The organism is Sphingomonas sp. (assembly GCF_039595165.1).
Classification (GTDB): domain Bacteria; phylum Pseudomonadota; class Alphaproteobacteria; order Sphingomonadales; family Sphingomonadaceae; genus Sphingomonas.
Genome location: NZ_JBCNMA010000085.1, coordinates 1 through 14,201 on the forward strand (window position 1 = coordinate 1; position 14,201 = coordinate 14,201).

The 14,201-nt window shown below is 67.3% G+C and carries 10 protein-coding genes and 1 tRNA gene; 7 read left to right on the forward strand and 4 right to left on the reverse strand.

From position 1 onward, the window contains the following. Positions 1–232: 232 nt before the first annotated feature. Positions 233–1,756 carry a tryptophan halogenase family protein gene (locus tag ABDV68_RS13480; protein WP_343520547.1) on the reverse strand — a complete coding sequence of 508 codons (1,524 nt, stop codon included), beginning with the start codon at positions 1,754–1,756 and terminating at the stop codon, positions 233–235. A gap of 385 nt (positions 1,757–2,141) precedes the next feature. Here ABDV68_RS13480 and ABDV68_RS13485 point away from each other — a divergent pair, with 385 nt between their 5' ends. From ABDV68_RS13485 to ABDV68_RS13495, 3 genes are all read left to right on the forward strand, one after another. After that, positions 2,142–5,210 carry a TonB-dependent receptor gene (locus ABDV68_RS13485; RefSeq protein ID WP_343520549.1) on the forward strand — a complete coding sequence of 1,023 codons (3,069 nt, stop codon included), beginning with the start codon at positions 2,142–2,144 and terminating at the stop codon, positions 5,208–5,210. A 187-nt stretch (positions 5,211–5,397) separates the two neighbouring features. Beyond that, complete coding sequence (locus ABDV68_RS13490) at positions 5,398–5,955, forward strand: hypothetical protein (RefSeq protein WP_343520550.1); 558 nt, start codon at positions 5,398–5,400, stop codon at positions 5,953–5,955. Positions 5,956–6,237: 282 nt separating this feature from the next. After that, on the forward strand, positions 6,238–8,811 hold the full coding sequence (locus tag ABDV68_RS13495) for a hypothetical protein (RefSeq protein WP_343520551.1): 2,574 nt from the start codon (positions 6,238–6,240) through the stop codon (positions 8,809–8,811). Between the two features lie 4 nt (positions 8,812–8,815). On the opposite strand, the gene ABDV68_RS13500 is transcribed toward ABDV68_RS13495, so the two are convergent. Beyond that, positions 8,816–9,445 carry a TetR/AcrR family transcriptional regulator gene (locus ABDV68_RS13500; RefSeq protein ID WP_343520552.1) on the reverse strand — a complete coding sequence of 210 codons (630 nt, stop codon included), beginning with the start codon at positions 9,443–9,445 and terminating at the stop codon, positions 8,816–8,818. 247 nt (positions 9,446–9,692) lie between these two features. Here ABDV68_RS13500 and ABDV68_RS13505 point away from each other — a divergent pair, with 247 nt between their 5' ends. Both ABDV68_RS13505 and ABDV68_RS13510 read left to right on the forward strand, forming a co-directional pair. Then, the gene (locus tag ABDV68_RS13505) at positions 9,693–10,493 is read left to right on the forward strand and encodes a metal-dependent hydrolase (RefSeq protein WP_343520554.1); all 801 of its coding nucleotides are present in this window, start codon (positions 9,693–9,695) and stop codon (positions 10,491–10,493) included. Beyond that, positions 10,490–10,903 carry a DUF2147 domain-containing protein gene (locus tag ABDV68_RS13510; protein ID WP_343520555.1) on the forward strand — a complete coding sequence of 138 codons (414 nt, stop codon included), beginning with the start codon at positions 10,490–10,492 and terminating at the stop codon, positions 10,901–10,903. Before ABDV68_RS13505 ends, ABDV68_RS13510 begins: the two co-directional genes overlap by 4 nt. Before the next feature lie 118 nt (positions 10,904–11,021). Here ABDV68_RS13510 and ABDV68_RS13515 read toward each other — a convergent pair. After that, positions 11,022–11,108: transfer RNA gene (locus ABDV68_RS13515), tRNA-Leu, on the reverse strand. 162 nt (positions 11,109–11,270) lie between these two features. Between ABDV68_RS13515 and ABDV68_RS13520 the strand changes: the two genes are divergently transcribed. Then, positions 11,271–12,629: an MATE family efflux transporter gene (locus ABDV68_RS13520; protein WP_343520556.1), complete on the forward strand. Its 1,359-nt coding sequence runs from the start codon at positions 11,271–11,273 to the stop codon at positions 12,627–12,629. Here the strand turns inward: ABDV68_RS13520 and ABDV68_RS13525 are convergent. After that, on the reverse strand, positions 12,601–13,317 hold the full coding sequence (locus tag ABDV68_RS13525; RefSeq protein WP_343520557.1) for an MJ0042-type zinc finger domain-containing protein: 717 nt from the start codon (positions 13,315–13,317) through the stop codon (positions 12,601–12,603). The genes ABDV68_RS13520 and ABDV68_RS13525 overlap by 29 nt on opposite strands. A 171-nt stretch (positions 13,318–13,488) precedes the next feature. Here ABDV68_RS13525 and ftsE point away from each other — a divergent pair, with 171 nt between their 5' ends. After that, positions 13,489–14,196 (forward strand): cell division ATP-binding protein FtsE, encoded by a 708-nt coding sequence (gene ftsE / locus ABDV68_RS13530; RefSeq protein WP_343520559.1) that lies wholly within the window; start codon positions 13,489–13,491, stop codon positions 14,194–14,196. Positions 14,197–14,201 lie beyond the last annotated feature (5 nt).

A 14,201-nucleotide genomic window follows, 5' to 3' on the forward strand; every position in this document is an offset into this window, starting at 1 on the left:
GCTTCGGCGGCGGTTCGTCGGGCGGCGGCGGCCGTGGTGGCCAGGGTGGCGGCGGCTTCCCCGACGATCTCGACGACGACGTGCCGTTCTGAATGAAATCCTCCCCCGCCAGGGGGAGGTGTCAGCCGCAGGCTGACGGAGGGGGCGGATGCCAGAACGCTAGCGGCTCGCTTCCTCCCCCTCCGTCGCGCTGCGCGCGCCCCCCTCTGGCGGGGAGGATTGAAACGGAGGGTCAGGCCGCCAGCGGCGGCGCCTTGCAGTGGCGCTCGATGAACGCCTCGTGCGTCGGCATCGCCGCCGCGACATCGGCGTTGACCTCCTCGATGTCGCGCATGAAGTCGACCACGTCTTCGTCGGGGATCATGTCGACGACCGGGTCGTAGGTCATGTGCAGGCCCTGGCCGAGCAGCACCTGAACCCAGCTCTCCTCGCGGAACAGCTCGGCCTTGCCGTGGACGAAGAAGCGGGCCGAGGCGCGGAACAGCTCGAGCCGCTCCTCGAGGCTGTCGGGGATGTCCATGTTGCGGACATAGGCCCAGAACGGCGTGTCCTCGCGGTTGGTGACCTTGTAGTGCGCGATGATGAAGTCGCGCACGTCGTCGAACTCGAAATTGTGCTGGCGGTTGTACTCGGCGATGTCGGCGGCGTTGAACCCCTGGCCCGGGAACAGCGCGACCAGCCGCAGGATGCCGGTCTGGATCAGGTGGATGCTGGTCGATTCGAGCGGCTCGAGGAAGCCGCTGGCGAGGCCGATCGCGACGACGTTCTTGTCCCACGCCTTGCGCCTCTTGCCCGGCGCGAACCTGACCGGCCGGGGATCGGCGAGCGCCTTGCCGTCGAGATTGGCGAGCAGCGTCTCCGCGGCCTCGTCATCGCTGATCTGCGCGCTGGCATAGACATGGCCGTTGCCGATGCGGTGCTGCAGCGGGATGCGCCACTGCCAGCCCGAGCCATGCGCGGTCGAGCGCGTATAGGGCGTGAGTGGCGACACGCTCTCGCACGGCACGGCGAGCGCGCGGTCGCACGGCAGCCAGTGGTTCCAGTGCTCGTAATCGACCCCCAGCGTCTGCCCGAGCAACAGCGAGCGCATCCCCGAGCAGTCGACGAACAGGTCGCCCTCGACCGTGCGCCCGTCGGCCAGCACGACGCCCTCGACGAAGCCGTCCGCGGCGCGCTGCTTCACCTCGACGATCCGCCCCTCGACTCGCGTCACCCCCTGCGCTTCGGACCGGCCGCGCAGGAAGCGGGCATAGAGCGAGGCGTCGAAATGATAGGCATAGTCGAGATGCCCCATCGGGGATCCGGGGTTGCGCGGATCGGGGAAGCAGAACTTGTTCTGCCGCGCGGCGAGCGTGTTGAGCGAATAGAGGTCGAAATGCTTGGCCTGCCCCATCGCCGCCAGCTTGAGCCACAGCTGGTGCGGATGCAGCCACATGAGGTCGGTGCCGATCTTGCCGAAGCCGTGGATGTAGCGGAAGCCGGGCTCGCGCCAGTCGACGAACTCGATCCCCAGCTTGAACGTCGCCTGAGTCGCGCGGACCATCTCGGTCAGGTCGATCCCGGCGAGGTGGTTATAGTCCTTGATGCCGGGGATGGTCGCTTCGCCGACGCCGATGATTCCGATCTCGTCCGACTCGACCAGCGTGATCGCATAGCCGCGGAACAGCAGCTTGGAGAGCAGGGCCGCGGTCATCCAGCCGGCCGTGCCGCCCCCGACGATCACGATCCGGCGGATCGGCGGATTGCCATGCTCCATGCGTCCATCCCCTGCAGCCCGGCTCCGGCGGCCGCGCCTTCTCTATAGGCGCGGGGCCGGCAGGGGTAAAACGGTTACACGTCAATCCCTCGATCGCGCCGGCGACATGCGCGCGATGGAGACATATTCGCAAGCATCGGAAGTGCGCGGACGATTTTCCTCAATCTTTAATTGACATCAATGTTCATTATGGGAATCTTGACGTAAGGGGAAACGTCCCCGCAACCGGAGAGGACCTTACGAGCGCGGCCCATCGGGGATGCCGGGCGCGCACCGACGAATCTGCTCCGGAAAACAAGACGCAAGTGCCCTGCCTGTCGATGGGATGGCGACACTCCCGATGACCGGCACGGCGCGATGCCATGGATCGTGGAGGGGACAGATCTTGAAGACCGTAGCCTACGCCGTACGTGCCACCAGCCTTCTCGCGCTCGCCTGCGCGCTCGCGCTTCCCGCGCATGCCCAGGAGGGCGCGGGCGAGGTCCCGCAGAGCCAGAGCTCCGCGGCGAGCTACGAGGGCGAGGTGGTCGTCACCGCGCAGAAGCGCGAGGAGCGGCTCAAGGATGTTCCGATCGCGATCTCGGCCTTCTCGGCCGAAGCGCTCGACCAGTACAAGATCGAGGGCGGGTCGGAGCTGCTGCGCGCGGTCCCCAACGTCAATTTCTCCAAGAGCAACTTCAGCATGTACAATTTCTCGATCCGCGGGATCGGGACCAAGGCCATTTCCGCGTCGAGCGACCCGGCGGTCGCGGTGAGCTTCAACAACACGCCGCTGATCCGCAACCGGCTGTTCGAGTCCGAATTCTTCGACCTCCAGCGCGTCGAGGTGCTGCGCGGTCCGCAGGGTACGCTCTATGGCCGCAACGCGACCGGCGGCGTGGTCAACGTCATTCCCGCGCTCCCCGCGCCGGACTTCGCGATGGAAGCCAAGCTCGAGGTCGGCAGCTTCGACACGATGCGCGCGAGCGGGATGCTCAACGTGCCGATCACCGACACGCTGGGCGTGCGCGTGGCGGGCGCGTTCACCAGCCGCGACGGCTTCGACTACAACACCTTCACGAACAAGCGCGTCAACGGCCGCAACCTGTGGTCGACCCGCGCCTCGGTCCAATGGGAGCCGAGCGACCGCTTCCGCGCGAACTTCATCTGGCAGCATTTCGAGGAGGATGACGACCGCTCGCGCACCGGCAAGCAGCTGTGCACCAACGATCCGGGACCGGAGCGAGTCGGCAATGTCGCGGTCACCGATCCGCTGCTGCGGGGACGGATGAGCCAAGGCTGCCTGCCCGGCTCGCTCTATGACGATGCCGCCTATGGCGTGCCCAACGGCCGCAGCCTGGTCTATGCGCTGCTGCCGGCGGAAGGCATCCTGATCGGCCGGCGGCCGGGGACGGGCACCAGGCCGGGGGCCGACGTGTTCGCGACGAATGCGAGCGACCCGTTCGCGGGCCTCACGCAGTCGCGCAACCTGCGCGAGATCGCGACCACCTATGATCCGAGGTTCCGCGCGACCAACGACGTGTTCCAGCTCAACCTGCAGTTCGATCCCTCGGACGGGCTGCAGCTGGTGTCGCAGACCGCGTTCGCGCGCGACCGCTATTTCTCGACGCAGGACTACAACCGCTTCGTCAGCAATCCGATCTTCAACGATTCGACCGGCGCGCTGGTCAACAACCGCAACGTGCCGCTCAATACACGGACCTATCCCGGGCCGACGCCGGGAGGCGTGCGCTGCGATCCCCAGCTCGGCTGTTCGGACCGCATGCTGTCGGCGGACCTCAGCCGCTCGCGCAACGAGCAATGGTCGCAGGAGCTGCGCCTGCAATCGAGCTTCGACGGGCGCGTCAATTTCAACCTCGGCGTCAACTATCTCGATTTCAAATCGCAGGACGATTATTACGTCTTCAACAACTTCTTCACGCTGCTCGCGGAGTGGTTCTACAGCAAGGACAGCAATCCCGCGCTCGGCGGGAACAATGCGCTCCTGCCCTGCGCGCTCGGCTTTGAAGGCAGGGAGTGCATCTATGTCGATCCCAATCCGATCGACAAGCTGAACAACCAGGGCCACAATTACTTCCTCAGCCAGAACGGCGTGCGGATCAAAAGCTGGGCGGCATTCGGCGAGCTCTACTGGAACCTCACCAGCAACGTGAAGCTCACGCTCGGCGCGCGCTACACCAATGACAAGAAGGTCTCGACTCAGGTCCCGAGCCAGCTGCTGCTCGGCGGCGGCACGGAGATCGCGTTCCCGGGCGGGATCACCGGCGGCCAGGTGAACAGCGGCTATCCGGCGTTGCCCGATATCGAGCAGCAATGGGGCCGGTTCACCGGCCGCGCGGTGCTCGACTGGAAGCCCGATCTGGGGTTCACCGACGACACGCTCGTCTATGTCTCGGCGGCGCGGGGCTACAAGGGCGGCGGCACCAATCCCCCGCGAGTCGATTTCAACCCCGCGGTGGTGCAGTACCAGTTCCTGCCGCAGACCTTCGAACCGGAATATCTCAACGCGTTCGAGATCGGCACCAAGAACAGCTTCGACGGCGGGCGCCTCACCTTCAACGTCACCGGCTTCTTCTACGACTACAAGGACTATCAGGTCTCGCAGATCGTCGACCGCATCGCGTTCAACGAGAATTTCGATGCGACGAGCATGGGCCTGGAGTTCGAGGCGGCGTGGCGGCCCTCGCGCGCCTTCCGCATCGACGGCAATTTCGGCTTGCTCAAGACGCGGCTCAAGGAGGGATCGCAGTCGATCGACGTCATGAACCGCACCCAGGGCGATCCGGACTGGGTCGTGCTGCGCCCGTGGATCCAGGTGCCGTCCAACTGCATCGCCCCGCGCGCGTTCGTCGAGCGGATCCTGTCCGGCAATCCTGCGTTTCGCGCGCTGGCGCTGTCCGGCCTGTGTCCGGGATCGAGCCGAATCGGCGACTTCAACCCCGCGCTGCCCAACGGGCAGGTGCCGTTCTCGACCTTCTACGGCTTCACCTATGATCCGCTGGCGGCGTACAATCCCGCCACGGTCGGCCTCAACATCGCGCAGGGCGGCAGCGGCGCGCCCAATGGCGGGCGCGGCTTCTACGCGGACCTCGGCGGCAACGAGCTTCCCAATTCGCCGCGCTGGACCGCGAATATCGGTGCGCAATACACGTTCTTCATCGGCGGCGGCGATTGGGAGCTGACCGTGCGCGGCGATTATTATCGCCAGTCGGAAAGCTTCGCGCGAATCTACAACACCGAATATGACCGGCTGCGGGCGTGGGACAATCTCAACCTGTCGATGACGCTGGCACGCCCCGCCGACGATCTCGTCTTCCAGCTTTATGTGAAGAACGTATTCGACGACGCGCCGATCACCGACTTCTTCACCAACGCCGACGACACGGGCCTCACGACGAACGTTTTCACGCTCGATCCGCGCATCGTGGGATTCAGCATGACCAAGCGGTTCTGATCCGCATCGGCGCTTTCCTGCGCCGGGACGAGCGTCGTCGGCGCCGAAACGGATGGTTAACACGAGCAAGACAATCAATATAGATTGACATTGACATCAATGTGAGTAATTAAGAAAAGGTCATAATAAACTTATGACGCGTGAAAATAACGCATAGGTAAACTATAGCTAAATCGGGAGACGTGGGATGAAAAAGGCATTTGCATTTGTTGCGAGTTCGATCGCGCTGCTCGGCGCGCAGACCGCTGTGGCGCAGGAAGCTTATGTCACGCCGGACGCGACGACCCCGTGGGTCTTCACGGGGACCGTCGATGTCAACAAGGGCATTGCGCTCACCTGCAATGCGGAGGTCGAGATCACCGGCACCAACGATTCGGCCGACACCTCGCCCGCCTTCAACCACAGCGATGTCGCCGGCCTGAGCGCGACGATCACGCTGTCGGGCGGCCTGTTCGGCCTCTGCTCGTCGGTCAACATCGATCCGATCCCCGCCGGCAAGATCAGCTATGCGGGTGGCGTCTTCACCCTGCACGACGTGTTCGTGACGACGATCACCCCGGGCAATTGCCAGGGCGATATCATCGCGACCTGGAACGAAGGCCTCGAGCGCCTGAGCGTCGCGGGCACGCTGCCGGCGGTGAGCGGCTCGGACTGCACGCTGGACGGTGACGTCGATCTGGACACGGCGATCACGGCCAATGCGGTCGAACCCGGCGATGGGGACTACAACTCCAACCACCCCTGACCGCGAGATCGGTCCGGATGGAACCTAAAAGGGGGCGGGCGCACGGCATCGTGCGCCCGTTTTTTTGCCGGTTCCTGGCGAGGTCGCGGATCGAGCGATCCCGACCACGCGCCGCATCAGAACGATTGAATGTCTTGCCAGCTCCATTTCGATTGAACGACATGCGCATCGCGGGATGCACCTGCCTTGCGGATTGATTTCCCGGCAGTTCGGCAAGGGGCGGTCGCCAAGGCCTGTTAGCGTTCGGAGGTACGGATCGTTGCTGTGTGCCGGTGCCCCGCGATGAAGCTGGCGCGTTACGCCCTCCTGATCTCGATCGCATCGCCGTGGGGACATGGCGAGGCACTTGCGCAGGCGAAGCCTGAAGAGGGCACGCCACCACCGCAAGCCGCGGCACCCCAGGCCGGCGCGGAAACGGACGGGGGTGGCGCGACGCGGTCAGACGAGATCGTCATCACCGCGCAGCGCTACGGCGATGCCAAGGTCGAGGCCGAGACGGAGATCGGCGAGGACGAGATCGCGACTTATGGCGCGGACAGCATCGACGAATTGCTCAAGCGCCTGGGCCCGATCGCGCCGGGATCGGACGAGGAGCCCGTCATCCTTGTGAACGGGCAGGAGATCGGGTTCGACCGCTCGGTGCTGGGCTATCCGTCCGAGGCGCTGAGCCGTATCGCCGTGCTGCGTCCGGAGGCGGCGGCGCGCTACGGCCATCCGCCGGGGCGGCGCGTGGTGAATCTCGTCCTCAAGAAGAGCTTCGCCAGCCGCAACGCCGATACCGAACTCGAATGGGCGACGCGTGGCGGCCAATATGGCGGCGGCCTGACCGCGAGCCAGGTCGCGATCGCCGGGCCGGTGCGCTGGAACGTGCAGGCCCGCGTCGCGCTCGACAGCGCGCTGTTCAAAAGCGCCCGGAACGTGCCGCCGCGCACCGGCCCGGTCGACCTGATCGGCTATGTCGCCGGCGTCGGCCAGGCGGAGATCGATCCGGCGCTGAGCCAAGCGGCGGGCGAGCTGGTCACCATCGCGGCATTTCCCGACGGCGTCCTGGCCGGCCCGCCGCTGCTCGGGGATTTCGCCGCGACCGCAAACCAGGATCACCCGGCCGACGCGCGGGATTTCGAGACGCTGCGACCGTCGCGGCGCAACCTGTCGTTGCGGTTCGGCATGACGCGTCCGCTCGGCCCGTTCAACGCCTCGTTCAGCGTCAACGCCGCGTCCAACAGCAGCAGCGGCCAGCGCGGCCTGCCGATGGCCTCGATCATCCTTCCGGGCGGCAGCCCGTGGTCGCCCTTCGCCGGCGACGTGCTGCTGGTGCGGCCGCTCCGGCGCGACCGGCCGCTGCGCAGCGAGACCAGTACGGAGTCGGCGGGGGCCGCGCTTACCCTGTCGGGGACGATCGAAGGCTGGCAGACGAACCTCTCGGCCAGCTACACGCGCAACTGGGGGCGCAACCTGTTCGAGCGCGGGATCGACACCGCGCGCGTGCAGGAGCTGGTCGATCGCGGCGATCCCGCATTCAACCCCTATGCGCCGTGGGGCGACCGGCTTCTACTCGCCGAGAGCAACCGTTCGCATGGCGAGACTCTCAGCGCCCGGATTGGCCTCGGCAAAGCGATCGTCGACTTGCCCGCGGGGGCGGTGACGGCAAGCTTCTCGGCCAACGCCAGCCGCGGCTCCACCGAGAACCGCCGGACCGACAATCTCGATCAGGTCATCGCGCTCGACCGGCGCGACCGCGATCAGCTCTCCGGCCAGCTCTCGCTCGGCGTGCCGATCTCGCGCCGCGGCGACGGCGAGATCTGGCGGCTCGGCGACCTGGCGCTGGACCTGTCGCTGGGCGGGCACAAGACATCGGGCTCGCCATGGCAGAAGCGCTACGGCGCGAGCCTCACCTGGTCGCCGGTCGCGATGCTGCAGCTGCGCGGATCGCTCGATCACGAGGAGGTGGCGCCATCATTCGAGCAGCTCGACGATCCGCGGGCCGAGACCATCGTGCGCGTCTACGACGTTTCGCGCCAGGAAGTTGCCGAGCCGATCTGGATCACCGGCGGGAACCCCCTGCTGCACAGCGGCAGCCGGCAGAATCGCTCGGTCGGCGCGTTGTTCCGGCCGTTCGGCAGCCAGATGCTCTCGATCGACGTCGCCTATCGCGAGCGTCTCGCTACCGGCGGTGTCGCGCCCTTTCCCGAGCTGACGCCGGTGATCGAGGCGGCCTTTCCCGAGCGCGTTACGCGCGATGGCGCCGGACGGTTGGTGGCGATCGACGCGCGCGCGATCAACATCGCACGCAGCAGCGACGCCGAGCTCGTCTCGGGCATCACGCTGCGTCTGCCCGATCCCGGCGCCAGGCCTGCGGGGCCGGCGCCGCGCAAGGCCGCGGATCCGCTGCGCTTCTCGCTCACGCTCAATCATCGCTGGCGCCTCGAGAGCGAGTTACTGACGCGTCCCGGCGTGCCGGTGATCGATCAGCTTCGCGACACGGGCCAATCCCGGCACCTGCTGACGCTGCAGGCGGTGGCCGGGAAGAAGGCGTTCGGGACGAACCTCAGCGCGACCTGGAGCAGTGCCGCGCGGCTGCGCAACCGGGGGGTATCGGGACCGCAGGCCGAATATCGCTACCAGCCACCGCTGCTGGTCAACCTCGGGCTGTTCGTCGATCCCGAAGATCTCTCAGCGGCGGCGAAGCGCTCCAACTTGCTGGACGACCTCCGCATCTCGCTCGACGTCGACAATCTCTTCGAGACCTACCGCCGCGCGACGCTGGGCGACGGCAGCGTGCCGGCGGGCTATGGCCGCGACGAGATCGATCCGCTCGGTCGCACGGTCAAGATATCGCTGCGAAAGCGTTTCTGACGCTTCAGACCTTCGTAGCGGGTGGGATTCCCTGGGGGAGCAGGAACAGGGGCAGGATGCGCGAGATCAGGCTGCGCATCGCGTCGTCATCCTGATCGAGCATGTCGCGCACATAGGGGCCGATGACCGCGTCGCCGAACGCGCAGACCGCCATCATCAGCACCGCCATGCGCACGCGCTCGGGCGCGCCCTCGTCCGCGGCCTGACCGACGATCGCTTCGACCAGCGACTTGACCGCGTCGCGCACCGGCTCGAGATGCTCGACATCGCCTGACAGGATGATCCACGCGGCGAGCTGGCCGGCGCCGCCCTTGTCGAACGCGTCGAACACCTTGTCGGCCACCGCGCGCGGGGCGGCGGCGTCGGTCCGCAGCATCTCGACGACATGGTCGAGCGCGACGGTGAGGTCGTTGATCATCGAGCCCATCAGCGCCGACTGCAGGCTCGCCGCCGATCCGAAATGGTGCAGGACATTGGCGTGCGACATGCCGATCTCGTCGCCGATATTGGCGAGCGTGACCGCCGCCGGACCGCCCTGGAGCAACAGGCGCCGCGCGGCCGCCAGGCCCTCTTCACGGACCTCGGGGCCCAGGCGTTTGCGCCGCTTCACGCGCGGTGGCGCTTGCTTGTACATTCTCATTCCCTGCCGCGGCCCACCCCCTGGACCCGTCACATCGGTTTTAGCGTAAAGCGCGCCATAGTCACAATTGCTCTCTGCGGCGGCAATCCCGCCCGAAATCCCAGTCTGGACCGCCCCTTAATCGAACTTGCAACGATTATGCACCTGCGATATTAACATTGATGTTAATGTCATTTGATTCGCGATGAGGTGCATCTTGTCCCAGCGCACGCCACAGGACCTCGCCATTCACAAGCGGGATATGAAGTTCGGCCGGAAGGCACCGCCGCCGCGCTGGTGGCACGGCGGCGATCCGGGCCGCACCGCCTTCTTCAATGCGCTCTCCTCGACCTTCCCGGTCGGCGAGAAGTTCTTCATGACCTCGGTGCGCCATTTTCGTGAAGGCACGCCGGAGCCGCTGCGCAGCCAGATCGACGATTTCCTGTACCAGGAGTCGATGCACTCGCGCGAACATGTCGTGTTCAACCGCCAGGCCGAGGACGCCGGCTACGACATCGCCCCGCTCGAGGAGCGCGCGCGCCGCACCATCGCCTGGGTCAAGCGGCGCTCGCCGATCCAGCAACTCGCGGCGACTTGCGCGCTCGAGCATTTCACCGCGACGCTCGCGCATGACGCGCTGGCGGACCCCGCGCATCTCGACGGCGCGACCGACGAGGCGAAGCGGCTGTGGCAATGGCATGCGATCGAGGAGGTCGAGCACAAGGCGGTGGCGTTCGACACCTATCTATATGCCGCACGCGACATGACCCGGCTGCGCCGCTGGCTGAAGCGCAGCACCGTGATGTTCGTGACGACGGTGCGCTTCCACTATGTGATCTTCCGCAACACCGCCGACCTGCTGCGCCAAGACGGGTGCAATAATTTCGCGACGTGGCGCCGTCTGCTGGGCTATCTCTATGGCCGTCCCGGCCCGTTGCGGCTGCTGCTGAAGGGAGTGTTCGTCTATATGCGGCCCGGTTTCCATCCGTGGGAGCTCGACGACCGGCCTCTGCTGGCGCGGTCGCTCGCTCTGCTTGAGCAGCCGCGGAGCCAGGCGGCGTGAGGGTTGCGCTGACGGCTGTCGCCCTGCTCGTTTCCGGGGCTCCTGCACAGGCGACCGATATCACCGGCCTATGGGCGACCGGGAGCGAAGGCGGACGAGTCCAGATCTATCGCTGCGGCCAAGCGCTGTGCGGGCGCGTGGTCGATGCGGCGCGGCTGCGCGCCAATCCCGACCTGCGCGACGTGCGCAATTCGGACCCCAAACTGCGCCAGCGGCGGCTCAAGGGGCTGGTCGTGCTCAACGGTTTCACCGGCGGGCCGGGTGAATGGAAGGGCGGGCCGGTCTACGATCCGGAAACCGGCGACGGGGCGCGGAGCGGCTACCTCAAGCTGCTTCCCGACGGCAAGCTCGAGCTCAAGGGCTGCGTCGCCGTCTTCTGCCGCACCAAGATCTGGACCCGCGTCCGCTAAGGCGGTCGCCGATCTTCACAAAATGACATGGCGCCCGAGGCCCCGCTTCGCGCGCCAAGCCGCGTCCGCGCCGAAGCGCGTGTCACTCCGATGATGGGATCCGGCCCCTTGGGGCGAATGGTGCGGTCGAGAAGACTCGAACTTCCACGGGCTTTCGCCCACAACGACCTCAACGTTGCGCGTCTACCAGTTCCGCCACGACCGCACTGATTCTAGTCCGCCGGATGAACCCGGCGGCTGGTAAGGCGCGGCCCCTAGCAAAGCGTTACGGGGCTTGCAACCGTCTATGCGTTGCGTTGTCGTTTCACGACAATGGTGGCTGGTGCCGCTTCCGCGCGAGCGGAACAAACGCTAAGTCCGCCTGCCCATGTATCTGCCAGCCGACATCCGTGCCGAGACGCGCCGCATCCTCGCTCTGGCATGGCCGGTGGTGCTGACCGGGCTCAACTGGACGATCCTGCACGTCACCGACGTGGTCGTCGTCGGCATGGTCAGCACGCACGAGGTGGCGGCGCTGGGCGCAAGCCGCACGCTGACCTTCATCGGTATCGTCGTCGCGCTCGGCTGGCTGACCGGCGTGCTCGTCTTTTCCTCGCGCGCCGACGGGGCGAGGGATCTGCCGGCGACCGGTGCGGTGCTGCGCCAGGGGCTGGTGCTGGGATTGCTGCTGGGCCTCGTCAGCGGCGGCGCGCTGTTCGCCTTCGCGCTGCCGATGCTGCGCGGCGTCGGGGTCGATCCGGGCATCGCGCCCGATGCCGCGCGCGTGGTGCGGACGATGGCGCTCGGCTATCCCTTCCAGCTGCTGATCGTCGCCGCGAGCTTCTTCCTCGAGGGGGTCAGCCGGCCGCGGCGAGTGATGGCGGTCAATCTCTCGATCCTCCCGCTCAACGCCGTGCTCGCCTGGGTGCTGGCGACCGGTCAGTTCGGCTTGCCGGCAATGGGCGCGGTCGGCGCGGCGGCGGCGACGGTGACCGCGACCGTGATCGGCGCGGTGGCGATGGTCGCGGCGGCCTTCACCTTGCCGCGCGCCCGCGAGCGCGGCGTGCGCGACTGGCACGACTTCGGTTCGCCGGCGATGTGGCGCGGCGTATGGGCGCTGCTCGGCTTCGGCGCGGTCCCGGCGATCGCCTCGGGGCTCGAACTCGCCGGCTTCTCGATCCTGATCGCGCTCTCGACTCAGCTCGGCGAGACGGTAACGCATGCGTTCCAGATCGTGTTTTCCGTCCACAACGTCACCTTCGCCTTCGCGCTCGGCCTCGGCTCGGCCGCGGGTGTGCGCGCGGGCAATGCGGTGGGCGAGGGCGTGCCGGCCGAGGCCGGGCCGCGCACCGCGATCGCCGCCGGGCTCGCCGCGCTGATCCTGGGCCTGCTCGCGCTGCCGCTGATCTTCACGCCGATGCTGGTGGTCGGCGGCTTCCCGGCCAGCGCCGCGGTCGCCACCGCCGCGGTGGCGATGCTGCCGCTGTGGGGGCCATTCATCCTGTTCGACGGGCTGCAGGTGGTGTTCGTCTATGCGCTGCGCTCGCTCGGCGATCAGGTCGCGGCGGGGCTCAACGGCATCGCCGCCTTCTTCGTCCTGACCGGGGCGATCGGGCTCTACACCGTCCATGCCGGCTGGGGCCCCACCGGGCTGGTCGCAGCCTCGGCCTCGGGGATGGTCGCCGCCGCTTTGCTCAACGGCGGGCGGCTATGGTGGGTCAGTCGGCGGCTTCGCCGGAAAAGCTGAACTGGATCGTCTTGCCCGTCGCCGGCACGTCGAGCTTGCCGCTGTTAAACTCGAGGCTTCCGCCGGGCGGCAGCGCACGCGGCTCGGGGGTGATCGTCCAGTTGTAGACGATCGAATTGTTGGCGTCGCGCAGCTCGGCGAGGATGTTGGGGACGCGCTGGCGCTCGCGCGTCGGGTTCATCACCTGCCCGCTCACCACGAACAGCTCGCCGCCGTTGAGCCGCGGCTTGCGCTCGACCGACTGGGCGGTGAAGATCAGCGGCGTGCGTGCCTCGCCGATCGGCAGGCCGAGCTGCGAGGCGATGCCCGGCGCGCCGAGCCACAGGATCGCGCCTGCGCCGACCGACAGCGACAGGCCCGTGATCAGCGCCGCCGCGGTCCAGCGCCGCTCGGGATTCCTGCGCGGCTTGAACGGCGGCTCGTGCGCGAAGGGATCATAGTCGGGCTCGGCGTCAGCGGTCGGTGCCGGTGTCGGGTCAGGCGGCGACGGCAGAGGTGGAGGCGGGGGAGGCGCCGAATAGGCGTCGGCGCGGATCACGTCGGGGGCGGGCGCGGCGACGGGCGTTCCCGCCGGAAGCTGGTGCCAGCTGTGGCGGCAGCTCGCGCAACGCACCGTGCGGCCGTCGGCCCCGATCGCGCTGTCGGGAACCAGATAGCGTGTGCGGCACTCGGGGCATTCCAGGATCATCGCGGTACGTCTTGCTCGAGTACAGGGCGCTCGCCTCGCCAATCCCGAATCTAAACACCTGTCGAGTCGGCTTGGCAAGGGGCGAGTGCCGCGGCTTGAGCAAGCCCGGCGCCTGTGCGATGGCTGGAGCCTTCGGGGGAACGCGTTTTTGGGAGCGGCCGGGCGCCGGGCATGGCCAATATCGTCCAGTTCGAGAATGTCGGCCTGCGCTACGGGACCGGGGCGGAGACGCTGAGCGACGTCAGCTTCACGCTCAGCGCCGGCTCCTTCTACTTCGTCACCGGCGCGTCGGGGGCGGGCAAGACCTCGCTGCTCAAATTGCTCTACCTCGCGCAGCGGCCGACGCGCGGCATCGTGCGGCTGTTCGGCGAGGATGCGGGCGCGCTGCCCCGGAAACGCCTTCCGGGTTTCCGCCGCCGCATCGGCGTGGTGTTCCAGGATTTCCGGCTGCTCCCGCACATGTCCGCCTATGACAATGTCGCGCTGCCGCTCCGCGTCGCGGGCATGCCCGAGCGCGACATCGAGGGACCGGTGCGCGAGATGCTCGCCTGGGTCGGCCTCAAGGACCGCGATACCGCCAAGCCGCCGACGCTGTCGGGTGGCGAGCAGCAGCGCATCGCGATCGCGCGCTCGGTGATCACCCGGCCCGAGATCCTGGTCGCGGACGAACCGACCGGCAACGTCGACCCGGACATGGCCGAGCGGCTGCTGCATCTGTTCGACTCGCTCAACCGGCTCGGCACCACCGTGGTGGTCGCGACGCACGACTTCCAGCTGATCAGCCGCATCCCCGACGCGCGGATGATGCGGATCGAAAAGGGCCGGCTGGTCGATCCCACCGGCGCGCTGCGCTATCCGCCGGGGGCGGCGCCGACATGAAGCTG

Coding starts and splice junctions, on each gene's coding strand:
- ABDV68_RS13480 (WP_343520547.1), bottom strand. CDS start 1,756: ATGGAGCATGGCAATCCGCCGATCCGCCGGATCGTGATCGTCGGGGGC.
- ABDV68_RS13490 (WP_343520550.1), top strand. CDS start 5,398: ATGAAAAAGGCATTTGCATTTGTTGCGAGTTCGATCGCGCTGCTCGGC.
- ABDV68_RS13495 (WP_343520551.1), top strand. CDS start 6,238: ATGAAGCTGGCGCGTTACGCCCTCCTGATCTCGATCGCATCGCCGTGG.
- ABDV68_RS13500 (WP_343520552.1), bottom strand. CDS start 9,445: ATGTACAAGCAAGCGCCACCGCGCGTGAAGCGGCGCAAACGCCTGGGC.
- ABDV68_RS13505 (WP_343520554.1), top strand. CDS start 9,693: ATGAAGTTCGGCCGGAAGGCACCGCCGCCGCGCTGGTGGCACGGCGGC.
- ABDV68_RS13520 (WP_343520556.1), top strand. CDS start 11,271: ATGTATCTGCCAGCCGACATCCGTGCCGAGACGCGCCGCATCCTCGCT.
- ABDV68_RS13525 (WP_343520557.1), bottom strand. CDS start 13,317: ATGATCCTGGAATGCCCCGAGTGCCGCACACGCTATCTGGTTCCCGAC.
- ftsE (WP_343520559.1), top strand. CDS start 13,489: ATGGCCAATATCGTCCAGTTCGAGAATGTCGGCCTGCGCTACGGGACC.